Here is an 18,976-nt window from a genome sequence, read left to right as displayed (position 1 = left end):
GGGGGCGTCCATGGCGAACGTCGGCTACGCGACCCTGCAGATCATCCCCTCGGTGCGCGGCATCGGCGACGAGCTGCGCCGCCAGCTCGTCTCTCCGGCCGGGCGGGCCGGGGACCGTGCGGGCGAGGACGCGGGCGAGAGCTTCACGGACGCGTTCCGGGGCGCCCTGGCGTCGATCAACATGTCCCCGACCGCCGAGAAGATCGGCGAGCAGGTGGGCGACGAGGCCGGGCAGACCGCCGGCCGCCGCATGATCACCTCGCTCACCGGCCACCTGAAGACCGGCATCCTGGCGGCTGCCGCTGGCGCGGGCGCGCTGTTCGCGGCAGGGTTCGCGCAGGCGGTCGAGCAGGACACCTCGAACGTGAAGCTCGCCGCGCAACTCGGGCTGTCGGCGAAGGACGCCAAGGCGGCCGGTGAGATCGCCGGGGCGGTGTTCTCCAAGGGCTACGGCGAGAGCATCGACCAGGTCAACGAGTCGCTGCGGACGTTGTCGCAGGCGGGCATCCTGTCCGTGAGCGGGCCCCGCAAGGAAGTGGAGGCGCTCACCGCGTCGGCGTTGACGCTGTCGGAGGCGTTCGACGTCGAGGTCGGAGCTGCGGCCACCGCGGCAGGGCAGCTGATCCGCACGGGGCTGGTGAAGGACGCCAAGGCGGCGTTCGACCTGCTCACGGTCGGGTTCCAGCAGGGCGCCGACAAGTCCGGCGACTTCATCGACACCCTGAACGAGTACGCGACCCAGTTCCGGAACATGGGCTTGACCGGCGCCCAGGCGGTCGGCCTCATGACGCAGGGCCTGCGCGCGGGCGCCCGTGACTCCGACGTCGTGGCCGACGCGATCAAGGAGTTCAGCATCGAGGCGGTCAAGGGCGCCGACGGCATCAAGGAGGGCTTCAAGAACCTCGGGCTGGATGCCGACAAGACCGTCGCCGCCCTCGCCAAGGGCGGCCCCGGCGCAGCCGCGGCCTTGGACACGGTGCTGGACAGGCTCCGCGCCATCGAGAACCCGGCCCGCCGCAACGCGGTCGCGTTCGAGCTGTTCGGCACGAAGTCCGAGGACCTCGGTAACGCCCTGTACGCGCTCGACCCGTCGGCGGCGGTCGGCGCGCTGGGCGCCGTGTCGGGCGCGGCGGATCGTACGAGCAAGACCCTGCACGGCAGCGTCGCGGCGTCGTTCGAGACGTTCAAGCGGCAGATCCTCCAGGGCCTCTCAGACTTCATCACCCGCGAGGTGCTGCCCGCGGTCCTCGCGTTCGGGCAGTTCCTCAACACGCACGTCGTGCCGGCCGCACGGGCGGCGGGGAGCTTGCTGTGGGCGACGCTCGTTCCGGCGGTCATCGCGGTCGGTGAGGCGTTCTCGGCTGGGGTGCAGTGGCTGCGCGACTACGGCGCCTGGCTGCTGCCGCTCGGGGTGGCGATCGCCGGTCTGACGATCACCATGAGCGCCAACGCCATCGCCACGGCGGCGGTGACGGCGGTGTTCAGCGCGTACCGTGCGGTGATCCTGGCGGCGGCGGCGGTGACGCGCGGCTACGCGATCGTGCAGGGTCTCCTCAACGCGGTCATGTCGGCGAATCCGATCGGTCTGATCATCACCGGTATCGCGGCGCTTGTGACGCTGCTGGCCGTCGCGTGGAACAAGTCGGACACGTTCCGGGCGATCGTCATGGCTGCCTGGTCGGGCATCCAGTCTGCGTGGTCGGCCCTGTGGACCGGGTACCTGCAGCCCGGCTTCGCGGCGCTGATGACCGGTCTGCGGGCGATCGGCGATGCCGCGTCGTGGCTGTGGACCACCATCTTGAGCCCGGTGTTCTCGGCGATCGGTCTGGCGGCGCGCATCCTCATCGCGATCCTCGCAGTGGTGCTGATCATGCCGGTGATCGCCCTGTTCCAGATGCTCGGCGCGATCGCGTCATGGCTCTGGACCACGGTGCTGCAGCCCGTGTTCTCGGCGATCGGGCTGGCCGCCCAGGTCCTGTGGACCGCATGGCTCAAGCCGTCGTTCGACGCGGCGCTGGCCGTGTTCCGGGCAGTCGGCTCGTTCGTGATGTGGCTGTGGACCAACGCGATCCGCCCCAGCTTCCAGGCGATCGGCTCGTTCGCGTCGTGGCTGTGGACCAACGCCATCCAGCCGGCCATGGGCGGCGTGATGACGGCGCTGCGCGCCGTCGGCTCGGTCGTGTCGTGGCTGTGGAGCAACGCCGTACAGCCCGCGTTCAAGGCGATCGGCGACCTCGCGGGGTGGCTGTGGACACGCGCGCTGAAGCCCGCCCTGGACGCGGGCGCGAAGGCGGTCAGTCTGTTCGGTGCCGGGTTCGGCGCCGCGCGGGACGCGATCGGCAAGGCGTGGACCCAGGTCATGGACATCGCCAAGACCCCCGTGAACTTCATCATCGAGTGGGTCTACACCAAGGGCATCAAGGCCACCTGGGACAAGGTCGCCGGGTTCGTCGGGCTGGGCAAGCTCCCCGCCGCGCCCAAGCTGCTGGCGGCCGGCGGCACGGTCGGCCCCGGCTGGGGCCCGGCCGCGCCGATGAAGGTCAACCGGCCGACGGCGATCGTCGGCGAGGGCAACCCCGCCCACCCGGAGTTCGTGATCCCGACCGACCCGAAGTACCGGGGCCGGGCCCTGGCGCTGTGGGAGGCGGCCGGGACGCAGCTGATGGCCAAGGGCGGCGTGGTCGGAGGGGCGCTGGACTGGCTCGGCGGCGCGGCGCAGAAGATCGGCGGCGCCGTCATGTCGGGCGTGGACTTCCTGTCGGACCCGGCCGCGATGTGGGAGAAGGCGACCGCGTTCATCCGCGACAAGGTCCGAGAGATCGGCCAGTCGGACATGGCGCAGATGCTCGCCAAGGTCCCCGGCAAGATGCTGGGCGGCCTCAAGGACAAGATCGTCAACGCGGTTACCGGCCTGTTCGGCGGGGGCGGTGGGGGCGGCTCGTGGGCGCGGCCGGTGTCGGCGGCGCTGGGCACCCGGTACGGCGTGCGGGGCCGCATGTGGTCCTCCGGGTACCACACCGGCACCGACTTCCCCGCTCCGACCGGCACCGCCGTGCGGGCGGCGGCGAACGGCGTTGTGCAGGCGGCGCTCTCCGGCGGCCCGTACGGCAACCACATCACCCTCACCCACGGGGGCAGGCTGTCGTCGCTGTACGCGCACCTGTCGTCCATGTCGGTGCGCGCCGGCCAGCGGGTCCTGAAGGGGATGCGGATCGGTGCGGTCGGCAACACCGGCAACACCACCGGCCCGCACCTGCACTTCGAGGCGCGGCGCGGCGGCCGGACGATCAACCCCGAGCCGCTGCTCGGCTACGCCAGCGGCGGCCGCCCGCGGGCGGGCGAGTGGGCGTGGGTGGGCGAGCAGGGGCCGGAGCTGATCCGGTTCGGCTCGCCAGCCACGGTCTATCCCCACGAGAAGTCGGTGCGGATGGCCGCGGGCATGGCCGCCGCGCGCGCCGCCGCAGCCATGGCGCCGTCCGGGGCTCCGTCATACACGGCGCCAACGGCGTCTTCGGCCGGCTCCGGGGGCGGGCTCCGGCCTGGTGACCGGCTGCGGCTGGTGGTCGGGGGCCGGGAGTTCGACGCGTACCTGGAGGAGATCGCCGACGCGGTGGTCGAGGACACGATGCGGCCGGTCGCTGCGGCGATCGCCGGCATGAGGGGGTGAGACGGTGGCGATCCCGGGCAACCTGCTGTCGCAGGTCACCGAGTCGGTCGACCCGAACACCAGCGGCTGGGTGGCCAAGCTCAACTGCACGATCGGGCTGGGCACGGGCGGCCGGAACGGCGACGGCTGCCTGCGCCTCACCTCGGCGGCGGCCGGGGAGATGCAGGCCCGGACCGTCGCCGCGTACCCCGTCACGGTCGGCACCGAGTACCAGGCGTTCGCGGACGCGTCCGGGGCGACGGTGCCGGACCGGATCGGTATCCGGTGGCTGTCGTCGACCGGCACGGAGGTGTCGGTCACCTGGTCGGTGACCACGGCGTCCGCGTCGGCGTCGTGGCACCGGATCTCCGTGGCGGGGATCGCGCCGGCGGGGGCGACGCAGGCGCAGGTCGTCGTGTCGGCCGTGACCCCGGCCGGAGCCGGGGTGATCTCCTATTTCGAGAACGTCTACCTGGGCCTGCCGCACCGCACGGTCGGCAACATGCTCAGCTTCAACGTCGAGTCGGTGGAGCGGGACTCGTCCGGGTGGGAGGTCGACGCCAACGCGACGATCTCCCGGCAGGTGCCGGTGTTCACGTGGGCGTCCACCTACTACCTGGGTGGCGGCCACACCCTGGCGATGCAGGTCACTGCGTCCGGCAACGCGAGCGTGCGGACGGTGGAGCGGCCCGCGGCCGAGCCGGGCGCCGAGTATTACGGGCACATCTACCTGTCACCGCCCACCGGCCCGTCGTCGAACTGCTGGGTGGAGATGCGGTTCTACGACGGGGCCGGGGTGCAGCTGAGCGCGACCCGCTCCACCCTCGACGCCGGCACCACGGGCACGTTCCGGCAGCGGGTGTCTGCGATCGCGCCGGCCGGGACGGCGACGGTCGGGCTCGCCGCGGGCATCACCGGCGGCACGGCCGGTCAGGTGCTGCGCATCGACGGGGCGGTCATCACCGTGCCGTACCCGATGCGTACCGGGTCGGTGCTGCCGTACGCCGACGCAAGCTTTGAGCAGGGCGTGGCCGGGTGGCAGGTCGTGTCCGGGACGGCGACGCTCGCGCGGCTCACCCCGTGGGGCACGGACGGGCTGGACGGCTCGTATGCGGCGGTGCTCACGTCGGCGACCGCGTCCACGTCCGTGCTGCGGTCCGCGAAGTTCCCGCTGGGGGAGGGCGCGGGCGGTCTGACGTGGCTGGCGGAGATCGGCGCGAAGGTCACGGCCGGCGGCTGGACGCTCACCAGGGCGATCCGGTTCTACGACGTGGCCGACACCGACCTGGGAGCCTCGCCGACATCGTCCAGCGCGGTCCCGTCGCCTGGCTGGTGGGTCCTCGGCGTCAACATCGCCGCGCCTGCGGGCGCGACGCAGGCCGCGGTTGAGTGGACGCTGACCGCGACCGCCGCATCGTCGGTGCTGCGCCTGGACCGGGCGGCGCTCACACAGGTGAAGGCCACCGCCGAGGTGGTGGCGGTGGACGAGACCGCGCACGTGCGGGTCACGCTGCGGGACCTCCCGGCGGGTGATCTGCTGACGCTGTGGCGGATCACGCCGGACGGGCAGCGCACCCTCGTGCGTGGCGCGTCGGGGCTGATCGAGGGGGTGCCGCTCACCGCGGACGTGGTGAGCGTGGAGGACTACGAGGCGCCGCTTGGGGTCGCGGTCCGCTACTACGGGGAGACCCGCACGTCGGCCGGGGCACTGTCGGCGTGGCGGAACACCTCGACGGTGACGCTGACGGTCGCGGATGCGGACATGTGCTGGCTGAAAGACCCCGGCAACCCCCGCCGCAACGTGCGCGTGATGGTGGTGCGGAGCCCGGAGTGGCAGCGGCCCATTGAGCAGTCCGTGCACCGCGTCCAGGGCCGCCGCAACCCGGTCGTCTACTCGGGGACGCGCGGCGGCTACGAGGGCAGCCTCGTGGTGTGGACCCGGTCGGATGACGAGACGGACCGGCTGGACTGGCTGCTGGACTCGGGGGCGGTGCTGCTGTGGCAGACCGGCCCGGACACCCACGAGCGGGACCGGTACGTGTCCGTCGGCGCCGTCACGCTGCCGAGGATCGTCCCGGACCGGCACGAGGACTGGCGGGAGTGGACGCTCCCGCTGATCGAGCAGGACATGCCCACCACCGTGGGGGTGGCCGGGTCGGCGGGCCGCACGTGGCAGGACGTGCTCACGGTGTTCGCGACGTGGGACGCGGTGCGCGCGGCGTACGCCTCGTGGGAGGGCGTGTTGCTGGATGAGAGAGGCGACGCCTGATGTACGCGGCCAGCGCGCGGTTCTTCACCACCCTGACCGAGTCGTACACCCCGATCACCGAGGTCACCCTGTTCCGGACCGACGGGCGGGTGGAGACGCTGGACATCATCGGCGGGTCGGTGCCGGTGGACCGGTCGCAGGCGTGCCGCCGCACCTGCACGGTGACCGTCCCGGACCCGGCGCTGATCCCGCGCACCGCCGCCGACAAGCTCAGCGTGTACGGGGCCCAGCTGCGGATCGCGCGCGGCGTGCAGGCCGGCGCCTACCGGGAGCTGGTGCCGGTGGGGGTGTTCCGGCTCGACGGGATCGAGGGCGACGTCGACACCGGGCCGGTGTCCCTGACCGGGCAGAGCCTGGAATGCATCATCGCCGACGATCGGTTCGTGACGCCGTATCGGGCGACCGGCACGGCCATCGGCGCGATCACCGCGCTCATCGTCCGCTCCATCCCGGACGCCGTGGTCGTCAGCCGTGTCGCTGACGCGGCGATCGGCCCCCGCACGTGGGACATCGAGGCCAACCCGTGGGAGGCGGTGCGGGAGCTGGGCGCCGTGGTGGGCGCCGAGGTGTACTGCGACGCGGCCGGCCAGTTCGTCATCGCCGCGCTGCCGGACCTGCTGACCACCCCGCCCGCGTGGACGGTCGCCGCGGGCGAACGCGGCGTGTACGTGTCGGCGAAACGCGGCATGGCCAGCCGCGGCGTGCACAACGGGGTGCTGGCGCGCGGGGAGTCCGCGGAGACCGGCACCGCGCCCGTCGCGAAGCTCGTCGTCGACTCCGACCCCGGCAGCCCGACGCGGTGGGGTGGGCCGTTCGGACGCCGTCCGGCGTTCATCTCCTCGTCGGCACTGACGACGGAGGCGGCGTGCGAGGCGGCAGCGTCGCTGCGGCTCAAGCAGCTGATGGCGCCGAACGCCACCGCGAACCTGCGCTCCCTGGCGAACCCGGCGCTGGAGGCCGGCGACATCATCCGCGTGGTGTACCCGTCCGGGCCGCCCGACCTGGTCCAGGCCGCCGCGTTCGGCATCGACCTCGGCGTGAACGCCGGGGATTTCGAGGTGCAGGCGATCAGCGCGAAGGAGGGCACATGAGGCCGACGGCGATGAGGATCGGGCAGGAGATGGCCGCCGCCGTGCAGGCGCAGGCCGCGATCGCCACCGACACGCCGGTCGGCATGCGGCAGGCGACCGTCGCCACCGTGGGGACGGACGGCACGGTCACCACGGTGGAGGGGTTCGTTGCCCGCCGCCTGGCCACCTACACCGGCCCGGCGGTGGGGGACCTGGTGCTCATCTCGCCGGGGCCGGGCGGCTGGTACGCGCACGGCCGGATGGCGGCGGCGTCGGCCGGGGGCTGGGTGCCGCTGACGCTCGCCTCGGGCTGGTCGGCGACGGCCGGGTACTACACGCCGGCGTACCGGCTCAACGGCGACGGCACGGCGAGCCTCAGCGGCATGGCGTCGATGTCGGGGACCCTCGCCGCCGGCGCGGTGGTGACGACACTGCCGGCCGAGGCGCGGCCCGCGAACAGGGTGCGGGTGACGGTGCAGGTCGCCGCCGCCTCGGGCACCGGCTACTACGGCGTGATGACGATCAACCCCGACGGCACCGTGACCCTCGGCGACTACAGCGCCGCGCTGCCCGGAACCGGCAGCAAGTACGCGGAATACGACGTGCTCAGCCACTACCGGCTGACCTGACCCCTTGTGGAGGGCCCGTGCCCCGATCCGATGTCTACGGGCAGTCCATCGACCTGCCCAACCTCCTCGACGTCCCGGACGTCGAGGCGCTGTCCACGGCGATCGAGCAGTCGATCAGCCATGGGGTGCTGCGGTTCGCGTCCGCGTCCGCGCGGGCGGCGGCCGTCCCCAGTCCTGTGGACGGCATGTTCTCGACGCTGGCGGACAACAAGCGCCTGTACCGGTACAACGGCACGACGTCGCAGTGGGTGGCGGTGGTGCCGGAGTTTCGGTTCGGGGCGTTCACCGTGTCGGGGTCCGGCCTGGACCAGTACACCGCGAACGTGACGTTCTCGTCCGCGATGTCCTCGACGCCGTACGTGTTCGTGAACTTGGCCACGTCCAGCGGGGCGAGTAGCCGGTGGATACCGCGCGTGCCGAGCGCGAGCCCGACCGGGTTCTCCGTGCTCGTGCAGTCGTCCGTGGACGGCGCCACCGCGAACTGGTCGGCGGTGCCTCTCTGGTACTTCGCCGTCGCCGCCTGACCCCCCCTCTTCCTGCCCGCCCCGCGCCGACCGGCCGGGGCTTTCTCTATGCCCTGGAGCACCCTTGTCTGACCCCGTACCCCTGGCCACCGGCCGGGCGTTCTTCTTCTACACCGGCCACCAGGACGACGAGTCCCTGTGGGCCGGGCAGGTCATCGCGCACCACGCGCTGGTCGGCCGGGAGGTGCACATCGTGCTGGGCTCCGACGGGTCCACCAGCGCGATCCGGCACGCCCTGAACGGGACGGAGCCGAACGGCTGGTGGGGCGGCTACCACTACCCGCAGCGGGAGGGCATAGCGGCGCCCCTCGACTACAAGGCGTTCGCGGAGGCGCGCGACCGGGAGCTGCTGCGGGCGGCCGCTCAGCTCGGGGTGCCGGCGGGCCGGGTGCATCTGCGGGTGCCGGAACGATCCTCCACGATCACCGTCGCGGAGGCGGAGCGGCTGATCCTCCAGTACGAGGCCCAGTATCCGGGCGCCGGGCACTACACGACGCACTGGACGGACCCGGACCCGACGCACGCGGCGCTGGGCCAGGCGCTGCGGAATCTGGTCGTGGCGGGGACGATCACGGATGGCCGGTGGGTGGTGCGCCGCTCGCAGATCGGCAAGGTGCCCGGGGCGGTGGAGTACGCGGTGCCCAGCACGTATGCGGCGCAGGCGCGGCACATGGCCCGGTCGGCGTGCCGGGCGTACGGGGCGTGGGCGCCGCCGGAGTCGTACGCGATCGGCCGCCACTCGGTGCCGGCCGAGCTCGACTGGGCGGAGTCCGGGGCCGCCAACGTCATCGTGAAGAACCCCTGATCGGAGGGCTCCCCATGGCCTGGTACCCGGGCGCCACCCGCATGGAGTTGCAGCCGGAGTCGGACGCGCAGGCGGCGATCCGGCCGACGCAGTTCATCGTGCACAGCCTGGCGGCGCCGTGGACGGCGCGGCGCACGTACGAGTTCTGGCGGGACAGCTCCAACCTCGAATCGCACTTCGGGCTGGGCTTCGAGGGTGACCTCGCCCAGTACATCGGCACCGAGACCCGCGCCGACGCCAACGCCGGCGCGAACCGGCGCCCGGACGGAACCGGCGCGGTGTCCATCGAGACCGCATCGAACCTGAAGCACTCCGACCCCTGGACCGACGCGCAGCTGGAGCAGCTGGTCAGGTTGGGGGTGTGGCTGCATCAGCGGCACGGCATCCCGCTCAGGATCTGCCGGTCTGCGGCTGATCCGGGGTTCGGCTACCACTCGCTGCACGCGGCGTGGTCGGTGGGCGGCACGGCCTGCCCCGGCGCGGCCCGTATCACCCAGTTCCGGCAGGAGCTGTTCCCCGAGATTCAGCGCCGGGCGGCCGGCGGCAAGGAGGACGACATGCCCTTGACCAGCGAGGACGTGCAGAAGGTCGCGCACGCCGTGTGGGCCTGGCGGAACCAGGCGTTGGACGGGCGGGACATGCGGCAGTTCGTCGCGGACGCCGCCAACCACAGCAAGACCTCGGCGGTGAACGGCGCCGCGGCGGTGGCCGGGCTCGGCGAGCTGGGCGCGCGGGTGGCCGAGGTGGGCGCGCCGGAGCTGACCGACGCGCACGTCGCGGCGATCGCGGACCGGCTCGCCGCGGCCCCGGCGCTCGCTGACCGGATCGCGGAGCTGGTGGCGGAGAAGCTCGCCGCGCGCCTCGCCGAGTAACAGCAGACCCCTCAGATCGGAGACCCACATGACCACCTCAGCGTTCTGGAAGGCGACCCTGGAGCGGATGGTGCGCACGTTCGCGCAGGCCGTCCTCGCCGCTGTCGGCGCCGACGGGCTCGGCATCCTCGATGTCGACTGGGGCGAGGCGGCCTCGGTCGGCGCGCTCGCCGCGGTCCTCGCGCTGCTCACCGCGATCGTCACGTCCGGTGTCGGCCCGGCCGGGCCCGGCGTCACGGAGGCGCCCACGCGGCGCGGCACGGCGGGGCCGGTGGCCTGACCCTGTGACCGTACGCACGACGAGGGGAGGCCGGGCCGATGGGTGCTGAGGTGTTCGGCCTCTCCGTGGCCGAGGCGGGCCCGACCGCGGTTCTCACGCTGGTGGTGCTGCTGGTGCTGACCGGCCGTCTCGTGCCCCGCTCGACGCTGACCGACATGCGGGACGAGCGGGACATGTGGCGGGCCGCGCATACGGAGTCGGAGCGGGCCCGGCAGGCCGAGCGGGAGCAGGTGGAGGAGCTGCTGGAGATGGCCCGCCTCGGGAACCAGCTGCTCAACAGCCTGCCCCGCCCCAAGGGTCGGGGGGAGGTGACGCCGGATGGTCGGGTGGATCAGGCGGCTGGTCCGCCGCGGTGAGCCGACGCCGGGGCAGCGCGCGGCGGAGGGCGCGCTGGACCGGGCGCGGGAGGCGCGCGAGGCGGCGGAGGCACGTCGGCCCGCTGTGCGGGCGGCTGTGGAGCGGCTGCGGGCGGAGCGGCAGGAGAACCATTTCGCCGAGCGCATCCGCCACGCGCTGGAGGGAGGGGCGCAGTGAGGGAGTGGGGCATCGACATGTGGCTGAACGTGGCCGCGTCCGCGATGGCGGCGATCGTGTGTGCCGGGTTCGTGGTGGTGTACCACGTGCGGGCCGCGTGGTGGCGGTCGGCGACGGGCCGGCACCTCATGGCCGTCGGCGTGACGTTGACGCTGCTGTTCGGGTACACGGTGGCGATCAACGTGTGGCCGCAGGGCTGTCCGGCGGCGGTGCTGCGGTGTGTGCGGACGGCGGTGGTGGTGGCGATCGCTGGGCTGATGGTGCAGCGGACGCGGATGGTGCTGCGGGCGCAGCATGAGCGGCGGGATCGGGAGGCGGTGTGATGGTGGAGGTGCCGGAGCCGCGGCCGGTGGTGCCGCGGCGTGATGAGGGTGCGGCGGACGTGGGGACGTTGGTGGAGTTGGGGTGGGTGGAGCCGCCGCCGGAGCCCGCGCCGCTGCCGCCGGTGGACCCGGACGTGTCCTGAGACGACGACGCCCCCTGCTCTCCCTTCGGGGAGGGCAGGGGGCGGTTTCGTCTTTCCCGCACCACCCAGTTGACGCATGCGGAAACCCTCCGCTAGAGTTAACGCATGCGGAAAGTCCGCAGGGAGGGGGAACGATGAACACCACCGCAGCAGCCGCGCAGGCCCGCGTCACCGTCGCCACCATCCGCACCTGGTGCCGCCGCGGCGTCATCGCCGCCGTCAAGGCCGCCGGCCGCTGGATCATCGACGCCGCCTCTCTCGCCCGCCGGATCGAGATCGGCGCCCGCCGCATGCCCGAGCCCGCCGACACCAGCGACCTGAACCCCACGATCCTCCGCAGCATCCGCCGCGCCCGCCTCGGCTACACCCCCCGCCGCGCCGACAGGGCGGCCCTCGCCGACCGCTACGTCCTCGCCTTCCCGATCGGCACCTACCGCTGGCCCTCCACGTTCCTCGGCGTGAACGTCTGGCGGAGCAAGGGCCTCCTCGACACCGTCGAGATCAACGGCCGCCACTACTACGTCCTGTCCGCGCGCGGCGCCCGCATCCGCGCGACCCTCGACGCCCGCTGACCACCCCACCCAGGAGACCTTCATGACCACACCCGCCGGCGGCCGCCCCTCGATCGGCCCGAAGATCGAAACCCGTGTCCCCGCCGACACCCTGACCCGCATCAACAGCGAGGCCGCCCGCCACGGCATCGACCGCGCCCGATGGCTGCGCGCCGCCGCCCAGCATGGCCTCTCCTGCCCGCTCACCGACTCGGAGAGCCTCCCCCTCACCGACGCCCTGCGCGCCATCGACAGCCACGCGGACCTGCGGGAGTGGGCCCTGACCCCGGAGGCATCCCGAGAGGAACGGAACATCGCGGCGGAGCGCTACGCGGGCACCCTCTACGAGATGCGCACGATGATCAGCGCGCTCCGGGACACGCTGCCCCAGCAGGAAGCGAACGACGCCTACGTGCAGGCGGACGCGACGGACCCGGAGATGACCCGGACCGAGACCGCCCGAGCATGGGCCCGCGCGACGGCCGCCGAGCAGCTTGACGCCGTGCTGGACGCGCTCACGTGCCTGCTCCCCGTCGACGGCGAGAGCGTGCGGGCTCGCGCCGCCCTGGACGACCCGACCGACACGAGGTCCATCGACGCGGACTAGCACCCACGCACCGCGCCCCCTGCCTGGCCTTCGGGCCGGCAGGGGGCGCTTTCGTCATGCCCGGGGTCAGGCCGCCGCGTCGGGGCCCGGCCAGTCCGGATCCTCCTCCGCGGTCGGCAGCGCCGTGTGACCCTCCGCCCAGTTGTTCACCCAGCCGCACACCCCGCACGCGTACCGGCCGTTCAGCCCGGACACCTGTGACCCGCAGCCGCGGCACATCGTCGTCGTGATCTCGGGGATACGCGCAGGCGTGGTCATCGGTCCGGTCCCTCCTCGGCGGGCTGGATCGAGCGTAGCCCGGCCGGCGGGGGCGCGGTCGACGACCAGCCGCACAGCTGGCTGCACACCCACCCGGCGCCCTGCTGTAACGCGGGCGCCCCACACCGCTGACAGTTCACGATGTCCCCCTTCGTGGTCGGTGGCGATGCCATACCCCACCGGCTCAACTCCGAAGCTCCCGGGGCGTCTACGCTGGCCGACATGATTCACGCTGTGGTGTTCGACGTTGGTGAGTGCCTGGTAGACGAGACCCGCGAGTACGGCACGTGGGCGGACTGGCTCGGCGTGCCCCGCCACACCTTCGCGGCGATGTTCGGCGCCGTCATCGCGCAGGGCCGCGACTACCGCGAGACCTTCCAGGAGTTCCGGCCCGGGTTCGACCTGTACGCCGAGCGGGAGCACCGGGCGGAGGCCGGGCAGCCGGAGCACTTCGGGGAGGACGACCTGTATCCGGACGTCCGGCCCGCGCTCGCCCAGCTCCGTACGGACGGGCTGTGGCTGGGGATCGCCGGGAACCAGACTGTCCGCGCCGGGACGATCCTGCGGGAGCTGTTCACGGGCGACGTGGACCTGATCGGCACCTCGGACGACTGGGGCGCCAGCAAGCCCGCCGCCGAGTTCTTCGTGCGGGTCGCCGACGCCGTCCCCTACGCGGCCGACGAGATCCTGTACGTCGGCGACCGCGTCGACAACGACATCCGCCCGGCCGCCGCGGCAGGCATGCACACGGCGCTCATCCGCCGCGGCCCCTGGGCGACGATCCAGTGGGACACCCAGGAAGCCGAGAAGCTCCCGACCTTCCGGGTCGAGAGCCTCACGGACCTGCCGCAGCTGATCCAGGGGTTCAACGCGCGAGGGCGCTGAGCGTCGTCCCCCACCCGTACAGCCGCTCATCCAGCGCCCGCACGCACGGCTCGTGCTGCCACGGCGCCAGCGCCCGCCGCACCTCCCGCACCCGCTCCATGCCCATCGCGTACCAGGTGACGTCCAGCTGGTCGAGCGCCCGCGACGCGTACGCGCACGCCTCGTCCGGGCGCCCGGCCGCCGCCTCGACGGCCGCCAAGTCGCCGAGCACGACCGTGCGCTGCTTGTCCGCGTCGGCGGGCAGATCCTCGAGGACGCCCTGGAGCGTGGCGCGGGCCTGCGGGTGGTGGCCCGCCTTGAGCTGGGTGTTGCCCTTGAAAGCGGCCAGCCGGACCGGGCTGAACCAGTCCAGCCACGCCGGGTCCGGGTGGTCGCCGCCGTCGGCAAGGACGTCCTCGGCATGCCCGATCAGGTGCAGCGCCGTCCGCGTGTTCCCGCACCGCGTCTCGCACTCCGCCTCGACCGCGTCCAGCCACGCCAGCAGCCCCGCCGACGCCGGCCCGCGCCGCGCGTACGTCCTCGCGGCGGTCATCCGCTCCGCCGCGGCGTCCCGGTCCCCGGCCCAGCCGGGGATGAACGCCATGTGCGCGAGGACGGCGGCCCCCAGCAGCGGGTCGTCGGCCTCGCCCGCCGCCTGGAGGGCGCGCACGTAGGTGTCGGCGGCGTGGTCGGGCTCGCGCAGGTCGAAGAACTCGACCCGGCCCGCCAGCAGGCACGTCTCCGCCAGGGCGCGGGCCAGGCCGCGCCGGGTGGCGCCGGCCGTCTCCGGAAGCAGCGCCCAGCCGAGCGTGGCGTGCGCGGTGACCGGCGGGTGCAGGACCGCCGGGGCGACCGACCAGTACAGGCGGCGGTGAGCGGCCGTCACGGCCGCGTAGTCGACCGCCGCGGTGGCCGGCTGCCGCGCCGGTGCGGCCTGCGTCCGGACGGCGGCTCGCATCACCGCGAGCGGCGGACCGGCCGGACCGCGAGTAGCGCTGTCGGCGGGGACGGTGAAGCCGAGCGCGTCGAGTGGCTGCCCGAGCAGGTCGGTGAGGCTCCGCGCGAGGTCGGGGTGCGGCAGGGGCGGGGTGTCGGACTCCCAGCGGCGGACCTGCCGGACGCCGACGGGCGGGCCGAGCCGGGACAGGGCGTCGGCGAGGTCCTGCTGCGAGCGGTAACCGGCCGCGATGCGGGCGGCCTTGAGGCGGGCGTTCCCCATGGGGTCCTCCGGCGGTGGGCGATGGGGACAGTGTCGCCAGTAGGTCCGCCCGGAGGCTACCCGTCACCCGTGCGGCTGCACGAAAGTCCTCATCTCGCCCGCAAGGTGTCCTCTGAAAGTCCTCGTTCCTCACGGGTGTCGCGGCCAGTCTGTGAGTGGTCAGGACGCCCAGCCCGAGGAGCCGCCATGCGCACCAGCACGCGCCCTTTACCGCCCGCGCGAGCCACCGCGCCCGCCGAGTCCGGCATCGTCCGCGTGCCCCGCAGCATCGGACTGACGGCGGTGCAGATCCTCGGGGCCCGCTGCGGCGCCGTCATCGACGACCCCGCAGACATGGCGCTGCACTTCTTCGTGCCGGCGGGGACCGCGTGGGATGTCGCCGGGACCGCCCTGCTGGACCGGCCGATCACCATTCCGCCGTCGCGGCGCGTCACCGGGCCCGGCCCGTACTGGCGGGTGTGTCCGGGCGACCGCTGGCACACGGACCCGAGCGCGCTCCAGGCCGCCATCGAGGACGCGTACGAGGGCGCCCGGTGACCGCGCTGGCCGCGACGGGCCGGGACACCGGCCGCTCCCCGTACTGCGGCGAGGGCGGGCACGAGTTCTGCCACCCCCAGGACGTGTACGTGCAGCTGCCCGGCCGGCCCCGGATCGGCCCGGTGTTCACGATCCGCTGCTCCTGCCCCTGCCACCAGCAGGCCACCCGATGACCGCGCCGATGCCGCGGTTCTGCGCGGTGTGCCAGCGCATCATCGACGGGCCCGCCGACTCGCACACCCCGGACAGCGGGTCCGGCGCCGCGCCGACGGTGTACTACCACCGGGGCTGCTACTCGCCGGGCAGCTACTGGGCGCCGGCCGCGCTCCGCCGCCGCGACCCGTGGCTGCAACGGCGCCACCGTTGATCTCCCGGCCGGGGCCTTCCCCCGTGGGCTCCGGCCGGGTCACTCCTCAGCGGCGTTCGTCCGGCGCCACCAGCTCCGCCACCTCCACGTTGAGAGCGTGCGCGACCATCACGAGGTCGAGGTATCGCGGGTCGCGGACGCCGTTCTCCCACCGCATGATGCTGCGCCGGTCGACGTATGCGGCGGTCGCCAGGTCGTCCTGGGAGAGGCCGGCAGCGCGGCGAAGAGAGGCGATCCGATGGCCCAGCAGGGCGCGGCGGGCGAGGGCCCAGTCGGGGTAGGGGTGGCGGCGGGTTGGCACAAGGCTGACGCTGTGTGCGTGTCGATCTTGTGTCAGTACCCAAACGGTCACGATGTGCGGCAAGCTGTGGGGGTGGCGATGCAGGCCCCTGGCCTGGTGCAGCATGTGGCTGTACTGTCCACCCATCGAACAGGCGTTCACCCTTTCGGGTGAACCGGCGAGTGCTCGCCCCCTCTCGGGGCAGTCGGGCAGTCGCAAGCAAGCGTGCCGGGGATCGGAGCGGTTAGCCCCCCTCGTCGAGCCCCGGCACAGACGCCCCGGGATGCAGACGCGTCTCGGGGCGTCGTCGTGCCGTGACCAGCACGGATGCGGGGGGCGGGTGGGAGCGAGATGGGAGTCAGCCTCCCGCATCGAGTCGACGTGAATCGACGTGAAGTGACGTGAACAAGCGTGTACGGTGCGGCGCGCAGCAGGTCACAGCATGGACAGCGCCGTCACCAGCACCGCCAGAAGTCGTCAAGCTGCTCTTACAAAGCAGATGTCGGCGGTTCGAAACCGTCCGCGCCCACCAGCGGAAAGGCCCCCGCAGCACATTGCTGCGGGGGCCTTTGACATCCGGCTTTGACACCAACGGCGCCGGTCACCTGCGGCCGTGGCGCCTCCCCACGGGCGAACCGCTCGTAGAGCGTCTGCCACGGCCCACAGCGTTCCGGCAGGTCACGCCACGCGGCACCGGTCCGCAACCGCCACTCCGCCCCGTTGATCACCTGCCGGTGATCCCGCCACGCCGTCCACGGCCGTCAGCACCCGGCAGCAGGGGCTCCATCCGCCTGAGCGGCATCATGTTCGCCATGACCTCCGAATACGGCAGCGCTCCCGCTGAGGGCACCCGAGTCACGGCCGCGACCGATGGCGTCGCGCAAACCTTCACGTGGGAGGCGGACGCGCGCATCGAGGTGCGAGACCTCGGGGGAGAGGTCGTCATCGAGGCGAACGCCGCGGGCCTCAGGACGCTCGCCGGGCATCTTCTCGCGTTGGCCTGCGATGGAGTTCCGGATGGAAGTCACCTGCACCTCGAAGACAGCAACGGTCTGGAGGACGGATCCGTCGGCTTGGTCCTGGAGCGCAGCGACGACGAGTGACAGCACCCGGCGGCGGTAGTGAGGTGGACGAGGAACTGACATCCACAGCCGACATCAACAGCGGTGGACAGCGGCAGGCGTGCTCGTCTCCTCACGGGACCGGCGGCAGTGGAGACGCAAGCAGGCTCCCGGACGGACTCACACAGCAGATGTCGGCGGTTCTGCCTGGTCGTCTTCGTCAGCTTGCTGTACGCCGTGGTTTCCATGCCGCAGCACCGTGTGTCCTGCGCTCCCTGATGCACCGGCATCAGCGTCCGGCACCAACGGCTGCGAACAGAAGCGGTGGGGAGCGGAGCCCGGCGGACGAGGAGCCAGGTGCGGGGTGGACCTGCCAAGAGCCTCGATATCCCGTGGTCGACCTGCTCCGGCCGCGCCCGACCGGACGAGGAGCCACGAGAAGACGAACGGCCACGGCGCCGGCGCACGGGGCTCCGCGCTGTGCGGATGCCGTGATCGATGTCCATGTGGAGGCCACGCGCGCGGTCTTTCGCACGCGGTCCGTGGTGTGTTCCCCTGGGGTATGGACGGATGGACGCGTGAGGGGTACGGCGGGACCGGGCCGGGGGCGATCACGCCGGACGGGTGTGCGGTCGAGTTGTACGCGCGGCTGCCCGTGGGCGACGAGCCCGACGTCATCCAGCGGGCGGTGCCCGCGGGGGCCCGGATCCTCGAACTGGGCTGCGGCGCGGGCCGTGTGACGCATCCGCTGGTGGAGCGGGGCTTCTCCGTGACCGCCGTCGACGAGTCACCCCGCATGCTGGAGCGCGTCCGTGGCGCCCGGACCGTGCGCAGTGCCATCGAGGAGCTGGAGCTCGACGAGCGTTTCGACGTGGTGCTGCTGGGGTCGTTCCTCGTGCACGCCGGCGATCCCGAGGTGCGGCGGGGGCTGCTGCGGACCTGCCGGCGGCATGTCGCGGACGGCGGATGCGTACTGATCCAGCGGGAGGACGAGGGCCGGCACGAGGGTCTGCCGCGGGAGCGGAGGGCCGGCGACGGCTTCGTGCGGGTGCTGTCCTCCGACCCGGTGGGCCCCGGCGTGCGGTCCGTCCACGTCGAGTACGTCTTCCCCGACGCCCGGTGGACCCAGACGTTCCTGTCGCGCCCCCTGACCGCCGGAGCCTTCGAACTCGCCCTGGGCGAGGCCGGGCTCGCCGTCGACGCGTACCTGACCGGCGACCGCACGTGGGTGCGGGCCCTGCCGGTCGCCGGGCGGCCGTAGCCGGGGCGGTCCTGCCCGCCTGCCGGGCGTGCCCGATGTCCCACGACCCGTCCGGGGCGATCTCCCGGGGCCGGATCGGGGCCGGACCGGCGCCGGATCGGGGCCGGTCCCGCTCCGGACCGGGGCCCGACCCGCTCCGGACCCGCTCCGGATGCGGGGGGCCGTCGGGGGCGTGACACTCGTGGAAGTGCTTGTCCCCGGACACCAGGGAGATCCACGATGATCCAGAAGCTCCACGAGAAGGGCCTGCGCAGCGAACACGCGTACACCGCGGCCCTCCTGTCCATCGGCCTGTCCATCGCAGCCTGGGCCACGTCCCTCAGAGCGGAGCCGGGAGCCGGGCTCGACCGCGCCGACCGGTGGGGCATCTTCGTCGGCGAATGGGCGCCCACCCTCTTCGGCCTCGGCCTGGCGCTCTCCCACTACGAGCAGCACGACGGCACCCTGACCACCGGGGAGCGCGAGATCTACCGGGAGACCGAGCGGCGGGCCGGGTAGGGGCCGGATACGGACGTCCGTCCCGGCGCGTCGTGCGCGCCGGGACGGAGCGCCGCCCCCGGGCCCCGGTGCGGGGCGGGATCAGGCGGCGCAGGCGCGGTGGTAGGCGCTGCCGTCCCTGGTACGGGTCATGTGACCGGACGTGACCAGGTAGCGGCGCAGCGCCGGGCAGTCGTCGTGGACGCCGCGCAGCGCCTCGTTGACCTCCCGCTCCGTGTACGCGCGGCCCGGTTCGAACAGGGTCCGGGCCAGGTGGGACAGGAGCTGCTCGCGGCGGGCCGCCTTGCGCGGGATGGCGGTGAGGCGGCCCTCGCCGTCGAAGAGGGCGGACACGTCGTGCGACGTACGGTGCTCGGACATGCCGGCAGCCTCGCAGCC

The 18,976-nt window shown here is 73.0% G+C and carries 24 protein-coding genes and 1 pseudogene; 20 read left to right on the top strand and 5 right to left on the bottom strand.

What is annotated here, in order from left to right:
- Nucleotides 1-10: 10 nt before the first annotated feature.
- The 13 genes from CP974_RS08250 (at nucleotide 11) to CP974_RS08190 (ending at nucleotide 12,253) form a co-directional block, all read left to right on the top strand.
- Entirely contained in the window at nucleotides 11-3,667 is a 3,657-nt protein-coding gene (locus CP974_RS08250) for a peptidoglycan DD-metalloendopeptidase family protein (protein ID WP_051838996.1), read from the top strand.
- A 4-nt stretch (nucleotides 3,668-3,671) separates the two neighbouring features.
- Nucleotides 3,672-5,915 (top strand): hypothetical protein, encoded by a 2,244-nt coding sequence (locus CP974_RS08245; RefSeq protein ID WP_031129079.1) that lies wholly within the window; start codon nucleotides 3,672-3,674, stop codon nucleotides 5,913-5,915.
- Nucleotides 5,915-7,006, top strand: a complete 1,092-nt coding sequence (locus CP974_RS08240) for a DUF5047 domain-containing protein (protein WP_031129080.1) — start codon at nucleotides 5,915-5,917, stop codon at nucleotides 7,004-7,006. The genes CP974_RS08245 and CP974_RS08240 overlap by 1 nt, the downstream gene beginning before the upstream one ends.
- Nucleotides 7,003-7,614, top strand: a complete 612-nt coding sequence (locus tag CP974_RS08235) for a hypothetical protein (RefSeq protein ID WP_140160826.1) — start codon at nucleotides 7,003-7,005, stop codon at nucleotides 7,612-7,614. The genes CP974_RS08240 and CP974_RS08235 overlap by 4 nt, the downstream gene beginning before the upstream one ends.
- A 17-nt stretch (nucleotides 7,615-7,631) precedes the next feature.
- On the top strand, nucleotides 7,632-8,138 hold the full coding sequence (locus CP974_RS08230) for an H-type lectin domain-containing protein (RefSeq protein ID WP_031129082.1): 507 nt from the start codon (nucleotides 7,632-7,634) through the stop codon (nucleotides 8,136-8,138).
- Between the two features lie 64 nt (nucleotides 8,139-8,202).
- Nucleotides 8,203-8,943 carry a PIG-L deacetylase family protein gene (locus tag CP974_RS08225; protein WP_031129083.1) on the top strand — a complete coding sequence of 247 codons (741 nt, stop codon included), beginning with the start codon at nucleotides 8,203-8,205 and terminating at the stop codon, nucleotides 8,941-8,943.
- 14 nt (nucleotides 8,944-8,957) lie between these two features.
- Complete coding sequence (locus CP974_RS30060) at nucleotides 8,958-9,815, top strand: peptidoglycan recognition protein family protein (RefSeq protein ID WP_078915364.1); 858 nt, start codon at nucleotides 8,958-8,960, stop codon at nucleotides 9,813-9,815.
- Between the two features lie 28 nt (nucleotides 9,816-9,843).
- The gene (locus CP974_RS08215; protein ID WP_031129085.1) at nucleotides 9,844-10,095 is read left to right on the top strand and encodes a holin; all 252 of its coding nucleotides are present in this window, start codon (nucleotides 9,844-9,846) and stop codon (nucleotides 10,093-10,095) included.
- A 38-nt stretch (nucleotides 10,096-10,133) separates the two neighbouring features.
- The gene (locus CP974_RS08210) at nucleotides 10,134-10,451 is read left to right on the top strand and encodes a hypothetical protein (RefSeq protein WP_031129086.1); all 318 of its coding nucleotides are present in this window, start codon (nucleotides 10,134-10,136) and stop codon (nucleotides 10,449-10,451) included.
- Complete coding sequence (locus tag CP974_RS08205; RefSeq protein ID WP_031129087.1) at nucleotides 10,414-10,629, top strand: DUF7620 family protein; 216 nt, start codon at nucleotides 10,414-10,416, stop codon at nucleotides 10,627-10,629. Before CP974_RS08210 ends, CP974_RS08205 begins: the two co-directional genes overlap by 38 nt.
- Nucleotides 10,626-10,952, top strand: a complete 327-nt coding sequence (locus tag CP974_RS08200; RefSeq protein ID WP_051838997.1) for a putative phage holin — start codon at nucleotides 10,626-10,628, stop codon at nucleotides 10,950-10,952. Before CP974_RS08205 ends, CP974_RS08200 begins: the two co-directional genes overlap by 4 nt.
- A 277-nt stretch (nucleotides 10,953-11,229) precedes the next feature.
- Nucleotides 11,230-11,667: a helix-turn-helix domain-containing protein gene (locus CP974_RS08195; RefSeq protein ID WP_031129090.1), complete on the top strand. Its 438-nt coding sequence runs from the start codon at nucleotides 11,230-11,232 to the stop codon at nucleotides 11,665-11,667.
- A 22-nt stretch (nucleotides 11,668-11,689) separates the two neighbouring features.
- On the top strand, nucleotides 11,690-12,253 hold the full coding sequence (locus CP974_RS08190; protein WP_031129091.1) for a hypothetical protein: 564 nt from the start codon (nucleotides 11,690-11,692) through the stop codon (nucleotides 12,251-12,253).
- A 66-nt stretch (nucleotides 12,254-12,319) separates the two neighbouring features.
- Here the strand turns inward: CP974_RS08190 and CP974_RS08185 are convergent, their stop codons facing one another.
- On the bottom strand, nucleotides 12,320-12,511 hold the full coding sequence (locus tag CP974_RS08185; RefSeq protein ID WP_031129092.1) for a hypothetical protein: 192 nt from the start codon (nucleotides 12,509-12,511) through the stop codon (nucleotides 12,320-12,322).
- Nucleotides 12,512-12,733: 222 nt separating this feature from the next.
- Between CP974_RS08185 and CP974_RS08180 the strand changes: the two genes are divergently transcribed.
- Nucleotides 12,734-13,396 (top strand): HAD family hydrolase, encoded by a 663-nt coding sequence (locus CP974_RS08180; RefSeq protein WP_031129093.1) that lies wholly within the window; start codon nucleotides 12,734-12,736, stop codon nucleotides 13,394-13,396.
- Here the strand turns inward: CP974_RS08180 and CP974_RS08175 are convergent.
- Entirely contained in the window at nucleotides 13,377-14,594 is a 1,218-nt protein-coding gene (locus CP974_RS08175; RefSeq protein ID WP_031129094.1) for an NsdA family TPR-like regulatory protein, read from the bottom strand. The genes CP974_RS08180 and CP974_RS08175 overlap by 20 nt on opposite strands.
- A 186-nt stretch (nucleotides 14,595-14,780) precedes the next feature.
- Here CP974_RS08175 and CP974_RS08170 point away from each other — a divergent pair, with 186 nt between their 5' ends.
- Genes CP974_RS08170 through CP974_RS08165 form a run of 3 tightly spaced genes read left to right on the top strand, consistent with a single transcriptional unit; the run spans nucleotide 14,781 to nucleotide 15,498 of the window.
- Nucleotides 14,781-15,131 carry a hypothetical protein gene (locus CP974_RS08170; protein WP_031129095.1) on the top strand — a complete coding sequence of 117 codons (351 nt, stop codon included), beginning with the start codon at nucleotides 14,781-14,783 and terminating at the stop codon, nucleotides 15,129-15,131.
- Nucleotides 15,128-15,304, top strand: coding sequence for a hypothetical protein (locus CP974_RS29515; RefSeq protein ID WP_158100704.1), 177 nt, complete (start codon nucleotides 15,128-15,130; stop codon nucleotides 15,302-15,304). Before CP974_RS08170 ends, CP974_RS29515 begins: the two co-directional genes overlap by 4 nt.
- Nucleotides 15,301-15,498 carry a hypothetical protein gene (locus CP974_RS08165; protein ID WP_140160827.1) on the top strand — a complete coding sequence of 66 codons (198 nt, stop codon included), beginning with the start codon at nucleotides 15,301-15,303 and terminating at the stop codon, nucleotides 15,496-15,498. The genes CP974_RS29515 and CP974_RS08165 overlap by 4 nt, the downstream gene beginning before the upstream one ends.
- Nucleotides 15,499-15,544: 46 nt before the next feature.
- On the opposite strand, the gene CP974_RS08160 is transcribed toward CP974_RS08165, so the two are convergent.
- Together CP974_RS08160 and CP974_RS08155 are read right to left on the bottom strand one after the other, a co-directional pair.
- A complete protein-coding gene (locus tag CP974_RS08160; RefSeq protein ID WP_031129097.1) occupies nucleotides 15,545-15,799 on the bottom strand; it encodes a helix-turn-helix domain-containing protein in 255 nt (84 codons plus the stop codon).
- Between the two features lie 596 nt (nucleotides 15,800-16,395).
- Nucleotides 16,396-16,580, bottom strand: a pseudogene (locus CP974_RS08155) (transposase); the annotation flags it as partial.
- A 10-nt stretch (nucleotides 16,581-16,590) separates the two neighbouring features.
- Here CP974_RS08155 and CP974_RS08150 point away from each other — a divergent pair.
- The 3 genes from CP974_RS08150 (at nucleotide 16,591) to CP974_RS08140 (ending at nucleotide 18,598) form a co-directional block, all read left to right on the top strand.
- Nucleotides 16,591-16,881, top strand: a complete 291-nt coding sequence (locus CP974_RS08150; protein ID WP_031129098.1) for an Imm32 family immunity protein — start codon at nucleotides 16,591-16,593, stop codon at nucleotides 16,879-16,881.
- Nucleotides 16,882-17,401: 520 nt separating this feature from the next.
- A complete protein-coding gene (locus tag CP974_RS08145; protein WP_031129099.1) occupies nucleotides 17,402-18,100 on the top strand; it encodes a class I SAM-dependent methyltransferase in 699 nt (232 codons plus the stop codon).
- 219 nt (nucleotides 18,101-18,319) lie between these two features.
- Entirely contained in the window at nucleotides 18,320-18,598 is a 279-nt protein-coding gene (locus CP974_RS08140; RefSeq protein ID WP_031129100.1) for a hypothetical protein, read from the top strand.
- A gap of 81 nt (nucleotides 18,599-18,679) precedes the next feature.
- On the opposite strand, the gene CP974_RS08135 is transcribed toward CP974_RS08140, so the two are convergent.
- Nucleotides 18,680-18,958 carry a DUF2087 domain-containing protein gene (locus CP974_RS08135; RefSeq protein WP_031129101.1) on the bottom strand — a complete coding sequence of 93 codons (279 nt, stop codon included), beginning with the start codon at nucleotides 18,956-18,958 and terminating at the stop codon, nucleotides 18,680-18,682.
- Nucleotides 18,959-18,976 lie beyond the last annotated feature (18 nt).

Source organism: Streptomyces fradiae ATCC 10745 = DSM 40063 (assembly GCF_008704425.1).
GTDB classification, from domain to species: domain Bacteria; phylum Actinomycetota; class Actinomycetes; order Streptomycetales; family Streptomycetaceae; genus Streptomyces; species Streptomyces fradiae.
This window is presented reverse-complemented; position numbering and strand designations above follow the sequence as displayed.